The sequence below is a fragment of the Nonomuraea sp. NPDC050786 genome (assembly GCF_040654115.1).
Taxonomy (GTDB): Bacteria; Actinomycetota; Actinomycetes; order Streptosporangiales; family Streptosporangiaceae; genus Nonomuraea.
Window position 1 is genome coordinate 496,562 of sequence record NZ_JBFAHJ010000003.1, and the last position, 18,235, is coordinate 514,796.

22 protein-coding genes and 1 pseudogene are annotated in these 18,235 nt (G+C 71.0%); 11 read left to right on the plus strand and 12 right to left on the minus strand.

Going from position 1 to position 18,235, the window contains the following annotated elements:
* Positions 1-110 precede the first annotated feature (110 nt).
* The gene (locus AB0H84_RS09835) at positions 111-932 is read left to right on the plus strand and encodes a septal ring lytic transglycosylase RlpA family protein (protein WP_357600894.1); all 822 of its coding nucleotides are present in this window, start codon (positions 111-113) and stop codon (positions 930-932) included.
* 109 nt (positions 933-1,041) lie between these two features.
* Here AB0H84_RS09835 and AB0H84_RS09840 read toward each other — a convergent pair whose 3' ends face one another.
* Together AB0H84_RS09840 and AB0H84_RS09845 are read right to left on the minus strand one after the other, a co-directional pair.
* Positions 1,042-1,467 (minus strand): DUF4870 domain-containing protein, encoded by a 426-nt coding sequence (locus tag AB0H84_RS09840; RefSeq protein ID WP_357600897.1) that lies wholly within the window; start codon positions 1,465-1,467, stop codon positions 1,042-1,044.
* 49 nt (positions 1,468-1,516) lie between these two features.
* A pseudogene (locus tag AB0H84_RS09845) lies at positions 1,517-1,633 on the minus strand (hypothetical protein); the annotation flags it as partial.
* A gap of 135 nt (positions 1,634-1,768) precedes the next feature.
* Here AB0H84_RS09845 and AB0H84_RS09850 point away from each other — a divergent pair.
* A complete protein-coding gene (locus AB0H84_RS09850) occupies positions 1,769-2,113 on the plus strand; it encodes a hypothetical protein (RefSeq protein ID WP_344989334.1) in 345 nt (114 codons plus the stop codon).
* A gap of 40 nt (positions 2,114-2,153) precedes the next feature.
* Here AB0H84_RS09850 and AB0H84_RS09855 read toward each other — a convergent pair whose 3' ends face one another.
* The 6 genes from AB0H84_RS09855 to AB0H84_RS09880 all read right to left on the minus strand — a co-directional run bounded on the left by AB0H84_RS09855 (position 2,154) and on the right by AB0H84_RS09880 (position 8,232).
* A complete protein-coding gene (locus AB0H84_RS09855) occupies positions 2,154-3,269 on the minus strand; it encodes a DUF4192 domain-containing protein (RefSeq protein WP_357600899.1) in 1,116 nt (371 codons plus the stop codon).
* 103 nt (positions 3,270-3,372) lie between these two features.
* Complete coding sequence (locus AB0H84_RS09860) at positions 3,373-4,107, minus strand: EI24 domain-containing protein (RefSeq protein WP_357600902.1); 735 nt, start codon at positions 4,105-4,107, stop codon at positions 3,373-3,375.
* A 10-nt stretch (positions 4,108-4,117) separates the two neighbouring features.
* Positions 4,118-4,699, minus strand: a complete 582-nt coding sequence (locus tag AB0H84_RS09865; RefSeq protein WP_357600905.1) for a nucleoside triphosphate pyrophosphatase — start codon at positions 4,697-4,699, stop codon at positions 4,118-4,120.
* A 33-nt stretch (positions 4,700-4,732) separates the two neighbouring features.
* A complete protein-coding gene (locus AB0H84_RS09870; RefSeq protein ID WP_357600908.1) occupies positions 4,733-5,353 on the minus strand; it encodes a DUF937 domain-containing protein in 621 nt (206 codons plus the stop codon).
* A gap of 95 nt (positions 5,354-5,448) precedes the next feature.
* Positions 5,449-7,389 carry an ATP-dependent zinc metalloprotease FtsH gene (gene ftsH, locus AB0H84_RS09875; protein ID WP_357600911.1) on the minus strand — a complete coding sequence of 647 codons (1,941 nt, stop codon included), beginning with the start codon at positions 7,387-7,389 and terminating at the stop codon, positions 5,449-5,451.
* Between the two features lie 36 nt (positions 7,390-7,425).
* Complete coding sequence (locus tag AB0H84_RS09880; RefSeq protein ID WP_357600913.1) at positions 7,426-8,232, minus strand: hypothetical protein; 807 nt, start codon at positions 8,230-8,232, stop codon at positions 7,426-7,428.
* A 170-nt stretch (positions 8,233-8,402) separates the two neighbouring features.
* On the opposite strand from AB0H84_RS09880, the gene AB0H84_RS09885 reads away from it, so the two are divergent.
* The gene (locus AB0H84_RS09885) at positions 8,403-9,365 is read left to right on the plus strand and encodes a DUF3616 domain-containing protein (protein WP_357600916.1); all 963 of its coding nucleotides are present in this window, start codon (positions 8,403-8,405) and stop codon (positions 9,363-9,365) included.
* Here AB0H84_RS09885 and AB0H84_RS09890 read toward each other — a convergent pair.
* Together AB0H84_RS09890 and AB0H84_RS09895 are read right to left on the minus strand one after the other, a co-directional pair.
* Positions 9,355-10,023 carry a peptidyl-tRNA hydrolase gene (locus tag AB0H84_RS09890; protein ID WP_357600919.1) on the minus strand — a complete coding sequence of 223 codons (669 nt, stop codon included), beginning with the start codon at positions 10,021-10,023 and terminating at the stop codon, positions 9,355-9,357. The genes AB0H84_RS09885 and AB0H84_RS09890 overlap by 11 nt on opposite strands.
* Positions 10,020-11,285 (minus strand): MFS transporter, encoded by a 1,266-nt coding sequence (locus AB0H84_RS09895; RefSeq protein ID WP_357600922.1) that lies wholly within the window; start codon positions 11,283-11,285, stop codon positions 10,020-10,022. The genes AB0H84_RS09890 and AB0H84_RS09895 overlap by 4 nt, the downstream gene beginning before the upstream one ends.
* A 71-nt stretch (positions 11,286-11,356) precedes the next feature.
* On the opposite strand from AB0H84_RS09895, the gene AB0H84_RS09900 reads away from it, so the two are divergent.
* From AB0H84_RS09900 to AB0H84_RS09920, 5 genes are all read left to right on the plus strand, one after another.
* The gene (locus AB0H84_RS09900) at positions 11,357-12,304 is read left to right on the plus strand and encodes a helix-turn-helix domain-containing protein (protein ID WP_357600925.1); all 948 of its coding nucleotides are present in this window, start codon (positions 11,357-11,359) and stop codon (positions 12,302-12,304) included.
* Positions 12,305-12,378: 74 nt separating this feature from the next.
* Positions 12,379-13,209, plus strand: coding sequence for an SAM-dependent methyltransferase (locus AB0H84_RS09905; RefSeq protein WP_357600928.1), 831 nt, complete (start codon positions 12,379-12,381; stop codon positions 13,207-13,209).
* Between the two features lie 59 nt (positions 13,210-13,268).
* Entirely contained in the window at positions 13,269-13,832 is a 564-nt protein-coding gene (locus AB0H84_RS09910; protein WP_357600931.1) for an ABATE domain-containing protein, read from the plus strand.
* 78 nt (positions 13,833-13,910) lie between these two features.
* Positions 13,911-14,354, plus strand: a complete 444-nt coding sequence (locus AB0H84_RS09915) for a VOC family protein (protein ID WP_357600934.1) — start codon at positions 13,911-13,913, stop codon at positions 14,352-14,354.
* The gene (locus AB0H84_RS09920; protein ID WP_357600936.1) at positions 14,354-15,211 is read left to right on the plus strand and encodes a pyridoxamine 5'-phosphate oxidase family protein; all 858 of its coding nucleotides are present in this window, start codon (positions 14,354-14,356) and stop codon (positions 15,209-15,211) included. The genes AB0H84_RS09915 and AB0H84_RS09920 overlap by 1 nt, the downstream gene beginning before the upstream one ends.
* Positions 15,212-15,290: 79 nt before the next feature.
* Here AB0H84_RS09920 and AB0H84_RS09925 read toward each other — a convergent pair whose 3' ends face one another.
* Positions 15,291-15,467, minus strand: a complete 177-nt coding sequence (locus tag AB0H84_RS09925; protein ID WP_357600939.1) for a hypothetical protein — start codon at positions 15,465-15,467, stop codon at positions 15,291-15,293.
* A gap of 77 nt (positions 15,468-15,544) precedes the next feature.
* Positions 15,545-15,778, minus strand: a complete 234-nt coding sequence (locus AB0H84_RS09930) for a hypothetical protein (RefSeq protein ID WP_357600941.1) — start codon at positions 15,776-15,778, stop codon at positions 15,545-15,547.
* Positions 15,779-15,862: 84 nt separating this feature from the next.
* On the opposite strand from AB0H84_RS09930, the gene AB0H84_RS09935 reads away from it, so the two are divergent.
* The 3 genes from AB0H84_RS09935 (at position 15,863) to AB0H84_RS09945 (ending at position 18,146) form a co-directional block, all read left to right on the plus strand.
* Complete coding sequence (locus AB0H84_RS09935; RefSeq protein ID WP_357600944.1) at positions 15,863-16,459, plus strand: TetR/AcrR family transcriptional regulator; 597 nt, start codon at positions 15,863-15,865, stop codon at positions 16,457-16,459.
* Positions 16,456-16,941 (plus strand): DUF6653 family protein, encoded by a 486-nt coding sequence (locus AB0H84_RS09940; RefSeq protein ID WP_357600947.1) that lies wholly within the window; start codon positions 16,456-16,458, stop codon positions 16,939-16,941. The genes AB0H84_RS09935 and AB0H84_RS09940 overlap by 4 nt, the downstream gene beginning before the upstream one ends.
* A 116-nt stretch (positions 16,942-17,057) precedes the next feature.
* Positions 17,058-18,146, plus strand: coding sequence for a class I SAM-dependent methyltransferase (locus AB0H84_RS09945; protein WP_357600950.1), 1,089 nt, complete (start codon positions 17,058-17,060; stop codon positions 18,144-18,146).
* The last annotated feature ends 89 nt before the right edge of the window (positions 18,147-18,235 follow it).

Consider the following 18,235-nt stretch of genomic DNA (forward strand, 5'->3'; position numbering starts at 1 on the left):
CATCGCGCGGGAACCCCACCCTCGCCTGCGGATCGGCCGCAATACGCCCTCAACCCCCACCGGGCGCGGCCTTTCCCGTCCCTATCCCCTAGCCAGGACTGTGGTTTACCTTGGGTCAGCATTCCGTCAAGCCATCCCCTCAGGAGCGCAAGTTCAGCGCAGGCAAGCGCCGCTGGACCGCCATCGCAGCAGGCGCCGCCGTCGTGGCCGCCGCCTCGACCACCGCATACGCCGCCATCGGCAACGCCGACTCCCCCGAACGCGCCGCGGCCGCTCTCTCTCCCCGCCAGGCCAAGCCCCTGAACGAAGCCGCCCGCCAGGCAGCGCCCCAATCACCTTCCCCGGCCCCCAAGCCCCCCGCGGCGGCCCGCCCGAAGACCACCGAGTCGCCTGCGGCAGCCGACCCCAAGACCACCGATTCGCCCGCGGCAGCCGGGGCCAAGACCACCAAGACGCCGGCGGCAGCCGACCCCAAGACCACCGATTCGCCCGCGGCAGCCGGGGCCAAGACCACCAAGACGCCGGCGGCAGCCCAGCCGAACACCACCAAGTCAACAGTGACGAGCCGCTCGAAGCCGGCCGCCGACACCACGGCCACCCCGAAGACGACGAAGTCCCCGGCCCACAAGCCGAAGACCCGCGTACTCGCCTCCGGAACCTGCGGCGCCTCCTACTACGCCGAGGGCCAGATGACGGCGAGCGGCGAACGCTTCGACCCCTCGGCCATGACCGCCGCCCACAAGACCCTCCCCCTGGGCAGCAAGGTCCGCGTCACCAACCCGGACAACGGCGAATCCGTCACGGTCCGCATCAACGACCGCGGCCCGTACGTGAGCGGCCGCTGCCTCGACCTCTCGGAAGCCGCCTTCGCCGCCATCGGCAACACCGGCGCCGGAGTGATGCGCGTCAAGTACGAGGTCCTGTCCCGCTGACAGCCCACCGGCACGGGTCAGGTCATGCAACGCCTCAAGCCCTGCCGCTCAAGACCACACGTGTGTCGGCCGCACGGGCATGGCACACTGGCATGGCGTGGGGTGGCTCTCACTTGACCATGCGGACTGTCAAGGGATAGCGGAAGTTGCCTTCCGTCAAGGACGAGATGCCGCCGATGATGGAGAGGACGACGGCCGCCACCCAGATGACCGGCACCAGGACGACGCCGATGACCGTGAACGGCAGGAGGAACGTCGCCCCCACCACCGTGATCTGGAAGTTGAGCGCCTCGACCGCCTGTCTCCGGATGTAGGGCGAGGTCTTGCCGCCGGTGAGCAGGAGGATGAGCGGGCCGGCGATCGGGATGCCCAGGACCATCAGCAGGTGACCGACGGCGGCGCCCAGACGTTCGTTGCTCTCCGGTGCGCGCTCGTGGCGGACCGGGGGTGGGAGTGGAGCGAGCCGGGGTACGGCTTGGGCGCCGTACAGCTCGGTCATGATGGGCATCAGGTCGCCGTGCGTGCGCGCCGTCATCGCGCTCCAGCCGGTCGTCGAACTCGAGCTTGTCGAACCGCCCCTCCGCGTAGGCGGCCTTGACGTGCTCGACCACGTGCTCTCGGTCCTGGTTGGTGACGCGCAGATGAGCTGGCGGCACCTCTCCCGGCCCAGGGGTTTTCGGTACCCCAGCCATAATCGCCATGCCTCTCCCTAGTGCATCGAATACTCACCTCTCATGGTGCGCTGCCGGAACCCTCAGTGCTATCGGGAAAATCCCGGAGGTGTCCCCTAGATCATCCCCGACGCGCAGCGGCTCCAGACGGTATAAAAAGGATTCATGAGATGGCGAGACCGCTACGGCATTCGTCGGCTGCGCGGCCCTAAGGTCGCGAAGTTCGACCGCGAGGCGACAGACGCCGACATCGAAGCGCTCATCGCCTTCGCCCGTTCGCGGCGCGGCGTCGAGTTCTATGTCGAACCAGAGACCTTCGCCACTGACACGACCGCTGTGGCGGTCGCCGACGACGGCGAGTGGACCAGGCGCAGGGTCGGCTCGCCCGCCGTGATCCACAAGGTGGCCCGCGATCTCGCCCTCCCGGTGTACGACGTTCAACTCACTGGGTATCCGCCGCGCATGCGCGCCTACAACGAGCGCCGCCGCCGCGAGGAAGACACCCTGTAACCGGCTGGTGGATGTCCCCGATGAGCCCGCGCTTGCCGGATCAGTCGGATGGGATGTGGGGATCCTCCTCGTCCAGCAGGTTGACCAAGGGGAGGAGCCAGGAGGGGTGAGGCGGCCCCATGGCGGCGTCGAGCTCGGCCGGGGTGGGGAGGCGGTCCCGGAGGATGGCCGGCGAGAGGAGATTCTGGAGGGCGTGCATGAGAAGGTTGGCCATCGAGTAGCTGGGGTCGATGGTCAGGGCGCGCTCCAAGGCGATCGTGGCCTGGACGCTGTTTCCCGCGCGCCAGGCGGCCATGGCCAGGAGGGATGCCGCAGGTGGGGTGAAGCGCGGCTCCAGTCTGCGGGTCAGGTCCTTCCAGAGGAGTCCGTGGGAATCTTGCATGAGGGTCCATGCCTCGTCGCGGACCCTGGTGATCGCCAGCGCCAGGCCGAGCTTCGCGGCCTCCGCGTCGTCCAGGCGGCCGCCCTCCTCATGGGTCTGCAGGGCTGATCGCACCATGGCCAGACTCTCTGCCACGTAGCTCGTGGCGAAGGCGTCGAGGTCCGGGGTGGTCGTCAGGCCGGCTCGGAATTCTGCGACCGCGTCGGCTGTGGCGCGACGCATCGCCATGCGTACGGGACCCGTCATGGGAGCGATGGTGCGTTCGAGGGATTCGCGGTCGGGCAGGGCCACCAGGCCGCGTACCGTCGCCTCTGCGGCGATCTGGCTGGTGGACAGGTCGTAGGGTGTGCCTTCGGCGGGGCAGCACGTCGGCAGGTCGCAGAGGTACGACCAGTAGCGGCCCTCGTGGGCTCGTAGGGCCTCGCCCACGTGGATCTCCGTCTTCGCCGCGAGGAGCCTCGCCTCATCGACGGCCGGCGTGACCAGGTCTCCAGGGCCATAGCCGACGATGACGATCTCTGTCACGCCTTCCCGCTCAAAGGCGGGCTCCAACGCGGCGAGGGTGCCGGGCGGGAACGGGAGACTCCATCTGGCCACCACCTTGGCCTGGCGGCGGTGGATGCCGATCACGATGAGGCTGGACTTCGGGTGGAAGCCGACGAGATAGGGGACGGCGGCCAGGATGTCGGTGGGACTGGTGAGGGTGAGGCAAGGCTCCGGGGCCAAGTCGGAGGTGGGGGCAGAGGTGGACGGGGCGGGGTGGTTGGTCGTCATGGGCCCTTAGGGTGCCCGGGCGGGTTGGTGGCGCGTCGAGCCGAAAGCCGTTCTGGGGATAAGGCGACGAGCACGGCCGGGGTTGTGGACAACGAATCCCCGGCTAAGGCGCGGGCGCCAGGCGGGTGCGTACGAGGAGGGCGGCGCCCGCGACGGCGGCGGGCATCGCGATGACCGCCACGAACGGCACCAGGAACAGCAGGAACACCGCCACCCCGAACCCGAGCGCACTGGCCTTGTTGGCGCGCAGCAGCGCGAAGCGGGCCTTGCGGGCCATCCCCCGGCGCTCAAGGGCCAGCGTGGTGAGCTCCACTGTCAGGAAAAATCCGGACACGAGGGCTCCGAGCACCGGCACCACCGTCTGCCCCACCACGGGCAAGAACCCCAGGAAAAACAGCGGCACAGTGAAGAGCAGCACGTAGAACAGCGTGACCAGGCTGTCCCTGATGGAGCGCGGCAACGTACGCCACCACGGCTGCTCCTCCGCCGACTCCAGCACGTCCACCGCAGCCGACAACCGCTCGTAGAACGGCTCCCCGATCGTCAAGGTGAGCGCCGTGAACGTCAGCACCGCCAGCGCCAGCCCGCCGAGGAACAGGGCGATCCCCACCACCGTACGGAACAGCTCCCGCCAGCTCCACGAATCCGCGAACGGCGTCAGGAACGTGGCCACCTCGGTGGCGTTGTTGCCGAGGAAGATCAGCGCCGCCACGTACACGGAGAACGCGATCAGCGCCGGAATCAACCCGAACAGCCACCACCGCCCGTTCCTGGCGACCCACCCCAACCCCTGGAAGAAGAAGCCGACGCCGGACGTGAATTCGCGCACTGATCGCATGCCCGGCAGGCTAACGCCAGAAGGACGTCACCGCGTAGCCCAGCTCCTCGAACAGCTCTCGCACGAGCGGCAGCGAGATGCCGAGCACGTTGCCGTGGTCGCCCTCGATGCCCTCCACGAACCACCCGCCGCGGCCGTCGAGGGTGAAGGCCCCCGCCACGCCGAGCGGCTCGCCCGTGGCGACGTACGCGGCGATCTCCTCGTCGGACGGCCGGCCGAAGCGCACCACGGTGGTGGCCACCTCGGCCGCCTGCCTGCCGGCGGCGACGTCTATCACGCAGTGGCCCGTCACCAGGCGACCCGTGCGTCCCCGCATGAGCCGCCACCGCTCGGTGGCCTCCTCCTGTGTGGCGGGCTTGCCGTACGGGCGGCCGTCGAGCTCCAGGATCGAGTCGCAGCCGATCACCAGGCCCTCGTCCAGCCCGCTCGCGACCGCTTCCGCCTTGGCCTTGGCCAGCGCCAGGCTGAGGGCCGCCGGGGTGTGCGCGGAGAAGGACTCCTCGTCGACGCCGCTGACGATCACCTTGGGGTCGAGGCCGGCACTGCGGAGGAGGGTCAGGCGTGCGGGGGAGGCTGAGGCCAGAACGATCACGCGACCAGCCTACCGGCGACCAGGGGAGCTACGTCACCAGTCCGAGTTGGTGCTGCCCGGGGCCAGCTCGTGACCGTCCGGCGCCCCGTGCCCGCCCGCGCGCGGACCGGGCTCGTACGGCCCGCCCTGCTGCGGCACGCCGCCGCCGAAGATGGTGCTCAGCAGCCCGTTGAGCAGTTCGCCCAGATCGTCGGGTACGGTCGCCCGCTCCCTGTTCAGGTCGTCGGCCAGGGCGTCCGCGTCCAGGTCGCGGCTCGCGGCCCGGTCGGCGAGCAGGGACATGATCATGGGGGCGATCAGCGGCAGCAGCTTCAGGACGTTCCCCGGGTCGAGCCCGGCGAACCGCGCCAACCCGTCCGCGGCCTGCTCCGTCCCCTCCCCGCCCAGCACGTGGCCGAGGATGCTCTGCCCGTCGCGGGTCAGCGAGGCCACGTCGCCGCTGAACGGGTCGGTGTCGACGTGGTCGTCGAGCGCCCCGCGCAGCGCCTCGGCCCCGTCCAGGTACCGGGTGTTGGCGGCCATGCCCCCGATGATGACGCCCGACACGGCCTGGACCACGTCGCGGGCCGTGGTCGTTCCCGTGCCGAGCATTCCGGCGATCTGCTCCAGCCCTGGGTCCCCGAGCCCGGCGAGGAGCTCGTCCGTCAGCGTCACGACAGTCCCCCCGCTCGCTAGCCCCTCGATCGTCGGACCCCCGACGTTGTCCGGGAGGGTTCCCCGATCAGGACCGAGCCAACGCCCGATTTGCGCTAATTCTCGGAAAAGCCCGCAGGCTGGACCTCCGGCGCGGACGCGGAGCTGATCAGGCCCGCCGCCGCGTACGCGCTGGCCTCGTCGAGCGTCTCGTGCTCGAGCAGGGCCGCCACGATGGCGTCGAGCTTGTCGCGGTTGTCGGTAAGGATCTGGATCGCGCGCTCGTAGCACTCGTCCACGATCCGCCGCGCCTCCTCGTCCACGGTGGCGAGCGTCGCGGGCGAGGCCTGCGGCTGCTGGCCGTCGTTGGGCAGGATGGTCAGCGGGCCGACCTTCCCCGACATGCCCCAGCGGCCGACCATGCCCCTGGCGATCATGGTCACCTGCTCCAGGTCGTTCTCGGCGCCCGTGGTGATGACGCCGAACACGACCTGCTCGGCCGCCATCCCGCCGAGCGCTCCGGTGATGCGCCCGCGCAGGTACTGCTCGTCGTACGCGTACCGGTCGGTGTCGGGGGTGGACAGCGTGACCCCGAGCGCCCGCCCACGCGGGATGATCGAGATCTTCCTGACCGGGTCGGCGCCCGGCTGGAGCATGCCGAGCAGCGCGTGGCCGGCCTCGTGGAAGGCGGTCCTGGTGCGCTCCTCCTCCGGCATCACGATGCTGCGGGCCGCGCCGAGCTGCAGCTTCTCCAGCGCGTCGGCGAAGTCGGACGTCGCGACCTTCTCCCTGCCGCGCTTGGCGGCGAGCAGGGCGGCCTCGTTGACGAGGTTGGCGAGGTCGGCGCCGGTCATGCCGGGGGTGGTCTTGGCGAGCTGGTCGAGGCTGACCTCCCCGTCCAGCGGCACGCTGCGCGTGTGCACCGCCAGGATCGCGGTACGTCCCGCCGCGTCCGGCAGGCCCACCTGGACCGTACGGTCGAAGCGGCCCGGACGCAGCAGCGCGGGGTCGAGGACCTCGGGACGGTTGGTGGCCCCGATGACGATCACGCCCTCGGCGCCCGAGAAGCCGTCCATCTCGGTGAGGATCTGGTTGAGCGTCTGCTCGCGCTCGTCGTGGCCGCCGAGGCCGCCGGCCCCGCCGCGGGCCCGGCCGATGGCGTCGATCTCGTCGATGAACACGATCGACGGCGCCACCTTCCGCGCCTCCTCGAAGAGGTCGCGCACCCGCGAGGCGCCCACGCCGACGATCATCTCGATGAACTCCGAGGCGCTGGCCGAGAAGAACGGCACCTTGGCCTCACCCGCGACCGCCCTGGCCAGCAGCGTCTTGCCGGTGCCGGGAGGGCCGGCGAGCAGCACGCCCTTGGGCAGCTTCGCGCCGAGCCTGCGGTATTTGCCGGGGTCCTTGAGGTAGTCGACGATCTCGACGAGCTCGTTCTCGACCTCGTCGATGCCGGCGACGTCGTCGAACGTGACCCGCACCTTCCCCGCCTCGACCGGCTTGGCCGCCTTGGACTTGCCGATCCCGCCGAGGCCGCCGCCCATCAGGCTGGCGCCGCGGCGCATGACCCAGATCCACAACCCGGCCAGCAGCAGCACGGGCAGCAGCGACAGCAGCAGGTTGGAGAAGAAGCCGCGGGTGAGCGGCTTGGAGGTGATCTCGACCTGGCCGGTGGTGAGCTGCTGGTCGAGCTGGTCGGTGTTGGCGAATGCCGGGATCTCGGTCGCGAACTTGGTGTAGGTGGAGCTGCTCTCCGGGTTCTTCGCCGCCGACCTCAGGTCGCCCTCGACCGACAGGCCCTGGGCGTAGATGTCCTTGACGTTCTTGGCGTTCACCTGCTTGGTGAACTCGGTGTACGAGATCGTCTCGACGGACCCGCTGTCGACGAAGGAGGACACCAAGAAGAAGCCCGCGTACACCACGAGCAAGGTGACGACGAATCGCCACCAGTTGATCTTGGGCCGGCCTCCGGGCGTGCCGGGCAGGCCCTCCGAGCGCCAGGGCGGTTTGCCCTTGCCGTTCTTCGGCGCCTGCGGCGTTCCAGAGCGTTCCACGGCGTCACTCCCCACATCGCCGCATACATGATCTTTCTAGCCTAGAACACGCACCCCGGCGACCACGCGGCCGATGTCCCGCCACTGCTTGCGCTGCGAGTCAGGCACTGTGACGAACGCCAGACCCGGCTTGCTCATTCCCCCGTCCATCACCACCACGGCGGCACGAGACTGGTGTTTTCCGTATTTGACCCGATAAATCAGCATCCAGCCGTGTTTGACCGGCTGTGAGGCGAGCCACGTGATCCGGGCGCCCTGGGGGTGGTGGTTGAGCGTCCAGCGGGCGGCCAGCAGCGCCGTGTCGCGCGCCGACTTCTGCCGCATGATCGGGAGCGGGCAGGTGACGAACATCCCACGCAGGCCGGCGCGGTGCTTCCCGGGCAGCACCTGCTTGGTGGTGAACGGCGCCGCGCCGTACGTCTTCCACGGCTTGGGCATGTCCGGCACGGCCAGCCCCGTACGCGCGTCCTTGACGACCCGGCGCGGCGGCTTGGGGAGGGCCGCCCGCTTGACCTTGCGCGTCAGCCTGGGCACGCGCCGGTCGGCGTACAGGGCCTCCATGGCCGTGTACCCAGGCGCGAGCGACGGACCGGGAGAGGGCGTGCTCGTGACGGTGGCGGCAGGGGAGGGTGCGGGACCGGACGCAGACGGTGCGGGACCGGACGCAGACGGTGCGGGACCGGACGCAGACGGTGCGGGACCGGACGAGGACGGTGCGGCCGGCGGCGCGGTGACCGGCCCCGCCGCGACCTCGTCCGGCCCTGACGGGAGCACCGCGACCAGCGTCACGGCCACGGCCGCGACTGCGCCGACCACGGCGAGCCCCCGGTACACCACCCGCATCCGGATATCTCCGATGCGGGAGCGTTTGGGCGGAGAAGCAGGGATTCCCGGTCGCACTTCGGTCCTCACTCGGGAACCCTTGATCTCTTCTTCCCCATCGAGCACGAGCGGAGCGTACGACATATCCCGCCATCGCGTCCTAGAAGCTACCGAAGTGCAATCATGGCTTCGTGCACCAGGTTGAGCTGCGATTCGACCACGCCTCGCGAGCGTCCCAGACCCACACGAACCTCTCGGCGATCCGGCAGAGCTCAACCGGCCTCTGGGTGGCCGGCGACGAGACCGCCACCTTCGAGCATCTGACGTGGACGGGCGACCACTACGGCGAGCAGCGCACGTTCCGCCTGGCCGACTACGTCAGCCTGCCCGCCGGCCCCGAGGACGAGGCCGACATCGAGGGCCTGGCCCGGGCGGACGGCCATCTCTGGCTGGTCGGCTCGCACAGCCTCAAGCGCAGGAGGGTCAGGTCGAAGGACCTGGGCAAGGCCGCCGACCGGCTGGCCACGGTGGTCAGGGAGGAGAACCGCTTCATCCTGGTACGCCTGCCGCTCCACGGCGAGACGCCCGGCCCTGGAACGGTCCTGTCAGGCAAGGAGGCGCTGACCAGGCATCTGCGCGACGACCGGCATCTGGCGCCGTTCCTGGCGCTGCCCGGCAAGGACAACGGGCTCGACATCGAGGGCATCGCCGTCGTGTCCGAGCGGGTCTACATCGGGCTCCGCGGTCCCGTGTTACGGGGCTGGGCGGTGGTGCTGGAGCTGCGGCTCGAGGACGCGGGCAAGGGACGGATGCGGCTGCGTGAGCCGTACCGCAAGCACTTCCTGGGCCTGGGCGGGCTCGGCGTGCGGGACCTGTGCCCGGACGGCGACTCGCTGCTGGTGCTCGCCGGGCCGACCATGGTCCTCGACGGTCCCGTACGTGTCGTGCGCTGGCGGCCCGGCCCCAAGCGGCAGGAGGTCGTACCCGAGGACGAGCTGGAGGCGGTGCTCGAGCTGCCCTACGGTCTGGGGTGCGACCACCCCGAGGGGCTGGTACGGCTGGCCGACGGCCGGCTCATGGTCGTGTACGACAGCCCGTCGCCCGCGCGGATCACCCCGGCGGGCGGCGTGCTGGCGGACGTCTTCACGATCTAGCGACGCGCCCCTTGAGCCAGGGCGCGTCCGCCACGAACGTGCACGAGCCCGGCTCGATCTCCGTGAACCCGGCGTCGCGCACTACCGGCAGCCCCTCGGCGACCATCGCGTCGAAGTCGCCCTGCGAGGCCGCCGTCCGCACGGAGACCGCGAGGCCGCGGGCGCGCCAGGCGTCCCGCTCGGCCGCGTCGCTGGCCCACCAGGCGAGCTGGGCGGCGTGCCCGGCCTGCGCCATGGCCTTGCCCGCGGACATGGCGAGCTCGGGGTTGGCCCAGAGGATCGGGGGCTCGGCGGACGGCGGATCGGCGGTGTCGCTCAGCTCGGTGCCGCCCACCTGCAGCCGCGCGAGGTCACGTGGCCAGCCGTCGAGCGGCACGGGCGGGTGCACGCGTACCTCGGCCGTGCGGTGCTCGACGGTGCGCCCCGGCAGCGCGACCGCCCTGCGCCACTCGGCGCCCCTGGCCCGGCGCACCACCTTGCGGATCTTGCCGGTGGACTGCCAGGCGTGCAGCTCGGCGGCCCACTCCCCCGCGGCGTCCAGCAGGCTCAGCACGGCCATGGCGGCCGCTTCCAGGGCATCCGTCCGCTCGGGGGGAGCGGCCCTCTCGATCCTGACGACCAGCGGCAGGACATACAGCTCAGAGTTCTCGGAGTTCATCGCCCTCTAGCATGCCCGATGGCCACGGACATGCCTGCGGCCAGGAGGCACAGAGCGCCGGCGCCGTACCAGGCGAGGTCGTAGGCGCCCAGGTGGTCGCGGGTGAGTCCGGCGCCCACGGCGGCGAACGCGGCGCCGACCTGGTGCGAGCCGAACACCCACCCGAACACCACAGCACCGTCGGCCCCGTAGATCCGCCGACACAGCGCCACGGTGGGCGGCACGGTGGCCACCCAGTCCAGCCCGTAGAACACGATGAAGATCAGCATGCTGGGCTCGGTCGTGGCCGCGAACAGGCTCGGCAGCACCATCAGGGAGAGCCCGCGCAGCGCGTAGTAGACGCCCAGCAGCACCTTGGGGTCGATCTTGTCGCTGAGCCAGCCGGAGGCGATCGTGCCCGCGATGTCGAAGATCCCGATGATCGCCAGCAGGCCGGCCGCGACGGGCTCGGCCATGCCGTGGTCGTGCGCGGCCGGGATGAAGTGGGTGCCGACCAGGCCGTTCGTGCTGGCCCCGCAGATCGCGAAGCCGCCCGCGAGCAGCCAGAACGGCCGCGTCCGCACCGCCGAGGCGAGCACGGTGACCGCCCTGACGGCGGCGTTCACCGTGCTGGGCGCTGCACGGACGGCACCCGGCTCCGCGCCGAGCGCCGTCGTGCCCACGTCCTCGGGACGGTCGCGCAGCAGCCACCACACGAACGGCACCACGGCCAGCGCCGCCCCGGCCACGGTCAGCGAGGCGAAGCGCCACCCGGGCCCCTGGGCGAGCTGGGCGAGAACCGGCAGGAAGATGAGCTGTCCCGTGGCGCCGGCCGCGGTGAGCACGCCGGTGACCAGCCCGCGGTGCCGTACGAACCAGCGGTCCACCACGGTCGCGGCGAACACCAGCGCCATCGAGCCCGTCCCCAGCCCGACCAGCACGCCCCAGAACAGCAGGAGGTGCCAGCTCGCGGTCATCAGGACGGTGAGGCCGCTGCCCACGGCGATCAGCAGCAGCGCGACGGCGACCACCCGGCGCATGCCGAAGCGGTCCATCAGGGCGGCGGCGAAGGGGGCGGTCAGACCGTAGAGCACCAGGTTGATCGAGACGGCCAGCGAGATGGTGCCGGCCGACCAGCCGAACTCCTCCTGGAGCGGGGTGATCAGCACGCCGGGGGTGGCGCGGAACCCGGCCGCGCCCAGGATCGCCACGAAGGCGACGGCCGCGACGAACCAGGCGCGGTGCACGCGGCCGCGCGTGGGGGTGGTGGTGCTCGACGTCATGCGCCAATCCTGCTTTATCCCTACCCGTGGCCACGAGTGGCCGGATAGCCAATATGTGAAAGAATCCGGCCATGACTCACCGGATCGTCGTCGTCGCGCTCGATCACTTCGCCCCGCTCGACCTCGGCGTGCCCGGACAGGTGTTCGGTGTGGCCGAGACGGCGGGCGGCGAGAAGCTGTACGAGGTGGTGACCTGCTCGGAGGGGCGCATGCCGGTCCGCTGTTCGGCGGGCTACAGCGTGCTGCCCGACCACGACCTCGACGTGCTCGACACCGCCGACACGGTCGTGGTGCCCGGCATCCACGCGGGACGGGCGATGCGGTACGGCACGGTCTCCCCCGCGCTGGCCGAGGCGCTGCAGGGGCGGCCTCGTACGATGTCGATCTGCACCGGGGCGTTCGTGCTGGCGGCGGCGGGGCTGCTCGACGGCCGTCCGGCCACCACGCACTGGCGTGACGCCGAGCTCTTCGCCCGGCTGTTCCCGCAGGTCAAGCTGGATCCGGACGTGCTGTTCGTGGACGACGGCGACGTGCTGACCTCGGCCGGGGTGGCCGCCGGGATGGACCTGTGCCTGCACGTGGTCAGACGCGACCACGGCAGCGAGGTGGCCAACCGGGCGGCCCGCCGCTGCGTCATGCCGCCGTGGCGGGAGGGCGGCCAGGCCCAGTACATCGACCGGCACCTGCCGTACGCGGGCGGCGGCACGGCGGCCACACGCGACTGGATGCTGGCCCACCTGGACCGCCCGCTCGACCTGGCCGCGCTGGCCGAGCACGCGAGGATGAGCGTGCGCACGTTCACCCGGCGCTTCCGCGACGAGACCGGCATGAGCCCGGCCAGATGGCTGAACGGGCAGCGGGTCCAGCACGCCAGGCACCTGCTGGAGACGACGGACCTGGGCGTGGAGGAGGTGGCCAGGAAGGCGGGGTTCGGGACGGTGGTCTCGCTCCGCCAGCACCTGCATGCCGCCGTCGGGGTTTCGCCGCTGGCGTATCGGCATACGTTCCGCCGGTCCTGAGGTTTCTTACAGCAAAAGCCACATTTCCCCCTAGAATCGCCGCAAGAAGAAGATCGACAAGGAGGGGTCGTCACATGGCCGACGCGGACCACTTACCCGCGGGGATCAACCCGGACGTGCCCAGCGTCGCCCGCATGTACGACTACTACCTCGGCGGCCGGGACAACTTCGCCGCCGACCGCGAGGCGGCCGAGAAGATGATGGAGATCGGCCGCAGGATGGGCAACGACGCCCGCGAGATCGCCACGGCCAACCGCGCCTTCATCGGCCGCGCCGTACGCATGCTCGCCGAGGCCGGGGTGCGCCAGTTCATCGACATCGGCGCGGGCCTGCCCACCCAGGACAACGTGCACCAGGTGGCCCAGCGGCACGCCCCCGGCTCCCGCGTCGTCTACGTGGACAACGACCCCATCGTGCTGATCCACGCCCGCGCGCTGCTGGCCAGAGACCCGGACGTCCTGGCGATCGAGGGCGACCTCAAGGACCCTGACGCCATCCTGGACGACCCACGCGTCTCCAAGCATCTCGACCTCTCCCAGCCGTACGCCGTCCTGCTGGTCGCGGTGCTGCACTTCATCCCCGACAACGCCGAGGCCGACCGGATCGCCGCGCGCATCCGCGAGCGCCTGCGGCCCGGGGGCCATCTGGTGCTGTCGCACCTCCTGTACGCGGGCCACGACATGGACGATGTCGCCACCGCCGGTCAGCAGGTCTACTCCGGCACGACCTCGGGCGGCCTGGCGCGGCGCGGCTACGACGAGATCGCCTCCTTCTTCGACGGCCTGGAGCTGCTCGGCCCGGGCGTGGTGCCGGTGGCCGACTGGACGCCGGACGCCGCGCCCGGCGGCTCGTACGACCTCTCCAGAGGCGGCATCCTGGCCGGGGTCGGCCGCCGCCCCAGCTAGGCCGCCGCCTCCAGCCCGCGGCCGTCAGGCGGCCGTTGCCCCCCGGCTAGATTGAGGGGGTGTCCCTGACCCTCGATTTCGTCAGCACGATCAGGGCCGAGCGGTCCGGACTGATCGACAAGCTGTCCGATGTGGACGGCCTGACGGCCTGGACGCGTACGCACGCGGCCGACCTGGGCGACCTTGCCGTCACCGAGGAGCTGCGACAGGAGACGGTGCGCCTGCGGCAGGCCGTACGCGCGCTGCTCGCCAGGGCCGTGGCGCCGGAGCCGCCGAGCCGCGCCGACGCGTCCAGCCTGCCCGGGTTCGAGGAGTCACTGGCCCTCGTCAACGCCACCGCCCTGGCCGCACCCACCGCGCCCCAGCTGCGCTGGAACGGCGAGCCCACCCTCGTCACCGCGCCGGCCATCGAGACCGACCCGGGCACCCGGCTGCGCGCCAGGCTCGCCACGGCGGCCGTCGAGTTCCTCGCGGGGCCGGAGCGTGCCCTGCTCCGCACCTGCCAGGCGCCGCGCTGCGTGCTCTATTTCCTCAAGGAGCACCCACGCCAGCAGTGGTGCTCGACAGCCTGCGGCAACCGCGCCCGAGCGGCCAGGCACTACAAGGAGCACCGGAAAATCTAACGTTTGCAATGCCGTCTTGCCGTTATATGCTCTGGACCTAACGGCAAGACAGTCATGCATGCGTTAGAGGAGAGTGGGATGTCCTTCCAGACCGGACACATCGGGCTCAACGTCACCGATCTCGACAAGTCCAAGGAGTTCTACACGCGCGTCTTCGGGTTCACGGTGTCGGGCGAGTCGCACGAGGACGGCCGCCGGTACGCGTTCCTGACGCAGGACGGGACGCTGGTGCTGACGCTCTGGCAGCAGAGCGAGGGCCGCTTCGCCACCGCCCTGCCAGGGCTGCATCACCTGTCGTTCCAGGTGGCGGACCTCGACGCGGTACGGCGCGCGGAGACGGTGATCAGGGAGATCGGCGCCACCCTGCGCCACGACGGCATCGTGCCGCACCGCGAGGGCGCCTCGTCGGGCGGCGTGTTCTTCGAGGACCCCGACGGCATCCGGCTGGAGATCTTCTCCCCGGACGGCGCCGGCGACCGCCCCGCGCCCGCCTCCGACGCTCCGACCTGCGGTTTCTTCTAATGAGGCACCCAGGAGAGGTAGCCGTACAGCGGCGGGCGGGGGTGCGGGCGGAGGACCACGGCAGCTCGCGGACGCGCCCGCAGATTCCGGAGGTGGCGGCCGAGTTCCTGCGGAACCAGCACATGATCGTGGTGGGCGCGGCCGACGACGGCGGGCGCGCCTGGGCCACCGTGCTGACGGGTCCCACGGGCTTCGCGTCGCCGTCGGACGACCGGACGATCGTGCTGCACGCCGCGCCGGACGCCGCCGATCCCCTTCACGGGCTGTTCGCGCGGGAGCGGGACATCGGCCTGCTGGCCATCGAGCCGCACACGCGGCGCAGGATGCGCGTGAACGGCACCGCCGTACAGGCCGGCGAGACTCTGGTGGTGCGGACGGAGCAGGTCTACTCGAACTGCCCCAAGTACATCCAGACCCGCTCCCCCACCTCCGCTCCGGGCACCCCCGGGGCCTTGGGGCGCGGGACCTCGCTGTCGGACCGGCACCGGAGGTGGATCGCGGAGGCGGACACGTTCTTCATCGCCACGCGGGCCGACGGGCTCGGGGCGGACGTGTCACACCGAGGCGGCAACCCGGGGTTCGTCCAGGTCACGGGGGCGCGCTCGCTGGCGTTCCTCGACTACCAGGGCAACTCGATGTACATGACGCTCGGGAACCTGGAGCTGGACCCGGCGGCCGGGCTGCTCTTCGTGGACTGGGAGCGCGGGGAGACGCTGCACCTCACCGGCCGGGCCCGGGTGGAGTGGGGGGAGCGGCGGGTGGTCCGTTTCGAGCTGGACGAGTACGCGCACCTGGCCGACACGGTGTCAGCCGGCTGGACCGCTCCCGGCTACCACCGCTTCAACCCACCCATCTAGTGTCCCTGTCCACGTAGGCCGCGGCACCCGCGCAGGCCGCCCCGGTGCTGGTTGCGGGTGAGCCAGGCGGTCACCGCGTTCACGATGGCGCCGAGCAGCTCCGTACCGGCCAGCGCGACGACCAGCCCGCCACCGTGAACGACAGGACCGCCCGCGCGTCTTCCGGCGGCTCTCCCACCGTGGCGCCTCCCGACGTGGCGGCGCTCGCCGCCACGCCCAGGTCGAACAGCTCGGCGCGGAGGCAACCGCGTCGCAACGCATTGCAGGCACTGCGATGACCGTGAGCCAGCACCCTTTCCGCCGCCCGTCAGCCCGTCCGGCTCCGCTGCACCGTCAGATCCACGGCCCCGCGACCGGAACCGCACTGTAGTCCTCCCCCATGACCGGGTGAATCTCCTCCCAGTGCACCCACCGCGCGCCTTCATCCGCCCGCGGCGGCCAGAGCAGATAGCCCCACCGCACCCCTTCGGTGTCATCACCCCAGGCCAGCAGGTAGCGCGCCGACGCGGCGTGCTCCACGATGGGCGGCCGCCAGAGCTCGGGCAGATCCCGCGTGTTCACATCCATACCAACCATTATACGAACACATATTCGATTTGGGCGGGAGTGCTATGCTATGACTCAATATCCGATCCAGTCATAGGGATACACATGGCTGTGGCATTCACGGCGGAGGACCGGGCGCGCATCACCGAGTCCCTGCTCGACGCCGCCGAAGAGCTCTTCGCCACCCAGGGCCTGAAGAAGACCTCGCTCGATGAGCTGGTCGCCGCCTCGGGCATCGCCAAGGGCAGCTTCTACGCGTTCTTCGACTCCAAGGAGGAGCTGTACAAGGAGGTGATGATCCGCAGGGCGCCGATGCTCGGCCGGCGGCTCGCCGCCGCCCTGAACCGGCCGCCCAGCGCCGAGGCCCTCGCCGCCCTCATGCGGGAGATGATCGAGGTGCTCACCACCGACCCGTTCTACCGGCGGCTGCTCACCCGTCCCGACGAGCTGGAGGCGGTGGCGCGCAGGGTCGGCACGGAGGAGATCGCCCGCGTCACCCCTCACTTGCTGACGCCGCTGGTCGACTACCTCGCTCAGGGGCAGGCCGACGGCGTCATCGTCGCGGACGCCCCGCCGGAGGTGCTGGTCGGCGTGCTGCGCACGGCCGGGCTGCTGGTGCTCAACCGCGACAGGTTCGGGCCGGACCACGACCAAGTGGTCGAGGCCACCATCAACGCGCTGGCAAGGGGGCTCGTCGCATGAGTGTTCTGAAGAAGTACGCGCAGGCGGCCGGGATGACGGACGAGGCGTGGAAGCGCCACGCCAACCCGTGGAGCGTCTGGACCCGGTTCGCGGCCATCCCGATGATGATCGCGGCGATCTGGAGCAGGGAGTGGATCGGCTGGTGGGCCCTGGTCCCGGTAGGCCTGGTGGTCGTCTGGCTGGCACTCAACCCGCACGTCTTCCCGGCCGTCGAGCAGCCCGACAGCTGGACGGCCAGGGGCATCTACGGCGAGAAGCTGTGGCTGCGGGACCGGTCGCTCGTCACCGGCGACCACCGGAGCGTGCAGCGGCTGCTCGTCGCGGTCGGCGCGACGGGCTTCGCCCTGCTCATCTGGGGGCTGATCGCCCTGGAGCTTTGGCCTACGGTCTTCGGCGCCACGCTGATCACGATCGGCCAGCTCTGGCGCATCGACCGCCTCGGCCAGCTCTACCTGGCACACCAGAACGCCAACCCCCGGTAGCCGGGCGGTCGTGGCGGTTGCGGCACGATCGACGCGGCAGGCGTACGGTGGTGATTGACAGCAACACCCGAAAACCGGTGGCCGCGCGGGTGCGGAACGTGAAACGGTCGCTACCCATGATCCATTGGACCGAGGCAGGACAGGAACGGTCGGCGGTCTGGCGTTCCGCGCTGGACGTGCCGCCGCCCAAGCGCGTGATCACGGCCGACGACCGGATGACGGCCGACGCCGCGTACCGGCTGGCCTGTGAGGGCACCGCGCTGCTGTGGCAGGGCGACTTCCAGAACGCCCGCCAGCTCCTGGCGGCCATGGGACGCCGGTGCAAGCCCGCCGCCCCCGGCGCCGACTTTTACCGCTACCGCCAGGCCCGGTCCCAGCGCGCCCGCACGCTCGGCATGCTGCTCATCCCGTTCGCCGAGGACCACGTGGTGCCGCTGCGCAGGGCGCCCGACGTGCGGGCGGCGTGCGCCGAGGTGTACGGCCCCGAGGCGCCGCCCGCGGTGGGCCAGCTCCGGGAGCTGCTCGGCCTGATCGGGGCGCACGAGTGGCGGCGTAAAGGCGTGTACGTCCCCGCGCTCGGCGCCCGCATCCACCCGCACCACGGCGTGTTCTCGCCGATCAGGGGCGAGTACGTCGATCTCGTCGCGCAGGCGCCGCTGCCGGACGACCGGCTGGCGTTCGACATCGGCACGGGCACGGGGGTGCTGGCCGCCGTGCTGGCCAGGCGGGGCGTACGGCATGTCGTGGCCACCGACTATGACCAGCGGGCCGTGGACTGCGCCGGCGAGAACGTCGCCCGCCTGGGCCTGGCCGACCGGGTGGAGGTCGTACGTGGTGATCTGTTCCCGCCCGGGCAGGCGCCGCTGATCGTGTGCAATCCGCCGTGGCTTCCTGCCAAGCCGGTCTCGCCCCTCGACCAGGCGGTTTACGATCCCGATGGGCGAATGCTGCGCGGCTTCCTCGACGGCCTCGCCGGGCATCTGGAGCCGGGTGGCGAGGGCTGGCTCATCCTGTCGGACCTCGCCGAGCACCTCGGGCTCCGCACCCGGGCCGACCTGCTGGCCGCCTTCGAGCGGGCGGGGCTGCGCGTGGCCGGGCGGCTGGACGCGCGGCCCCTGCACAACCGGCCGCAGGACGAGCAGGACCCGCTGCACGCCGCCCGCGCCGCCGAGGTGACCTCACTCTGGAGACTCGCACACCGCTAATGGGAGCTACCGGGTCGGCTGATCGGGCAGACTCGGTGCCTGGTAGCCGCTGGTGAGTGAGCACTTCCAACCGCTGGACCGATTTTGAG

What these genes read in the sequence shown, in the direction of transcription:
- AB0H84_RS09840 (WP_357600897.1), bottom strand. Translation starts at nt 1,467, where the DNA reads ATGACGGCGCGCACGCACGGCGACCTGATGCCCATCATGACCGAGCTG.
- AB0H84_RS09850 (WP_344989334.1), top strand. Translation starts at nt 1,769, where the DNA reads ATGAGATGGCGAGACCGCTACGGCATTCGTCGGCTGCGCGGCCCTAAG.
- AB0H84_RS09855 (WP_357600899.1), bottom strand. Translation starts at nt 3,269, where the DNA reads ATGACGACCAACCACCCCGCCCCGTCCACCTCTGCCCCCACCTCCGAC.
- AB0H84_RS09860 (WP_357600902.1), bottom strand. Translation starts at nt 4,107, where the DNA reads ATGCGATCAGTGCGCGAATTCACGTCCGGCGTCGGCTTCTTCTTCCAG.
- AB0H84_RS09880 (WP_357600913.1), bottom strand. Translation starts at nt 8,232, where the DNA reads ATGCGGGTGGTGTACCGGGGGCTCGCCGTGGTCGGCGCAGTCGCGGCC.
- AB0H84_RS09890 (WP_357600919.1), bottom strand. Translation starts at nt 10,023, where the DNA reads ATGAACTCCGAGAACTCTGAGCTGTATGTCCTGCCGCTGGTCGTCAGG.
- AB0H84_RS09895 (WP_357600922.1), bottom strand. Translation starts at nt 11,285, where the DNA reads ATGACGTCGAGCACCACCACCCCCACGCGCGGCCGCGTGCACCGCGCC.
- AB0H84_RS09900 (WP_357600925.1), top strand. Translation starts at nt 11,357, where the DNA reads ATGACTCACCGGATCGTCGTCGTCGCGCTCGATCACTTCGCCCCGCTC.
- AB0H84_RS09905 (WP_357600928.1), top strand. Translation starts at nt 12,379, where the DNA reads ATGGCCGACGCGGACCACTTACCCGCGGGGATCAACCCGGACGTGCCC.
- AB0H84_RS09915 (WP_357600934.1), top strand. Translation starts at nt 13,911, where the DNA reads ATGTCCTTCCAGACCGGACACATCGGGCTCAACGTCACCGATCTCGAC.
- AB0H84_RS09920 (WP_357600936.1), top strand. Translation starts at nt 14,354, where the DNA reads ATGAGGCACCCAGGAGAGGTAGCCGTACAGCGGCGGGCGGGGGTGCGG.
- AB0H84_RS09930 (WP_357600941.1), bottom strand. Translation starts at nt 15,778, where the DNA reads ATGGATGTGAACACGCGGGATCTGCCCGAGCTCTGGCGGCCGCCCATC.
- AB0H84_RS09935 (WP_357600944.1), top strand. Translation starts at nt 15,863, where the DNA reads ATGGCTGTGGCATTCACGGCGGAGGACCGGGCGCGCATCACCGAGTCC.
- AB0H84_RS09940 (WP_357600947.1), top strand. Translation starts at nt 16,456, where the DNA reads ATGAGTGTTCTGAAGAAGTACGCGCAGGCGGCCGGGATGACGGACGAG.
- AB0H84_RS09945 (WP_357600950.1), top strand. Translation starts at nt 17,058, where the DNA reads ATGATCCATTGGACCGAGGCAGGACAGGAACGGTCGGCGGTCTGGCGT.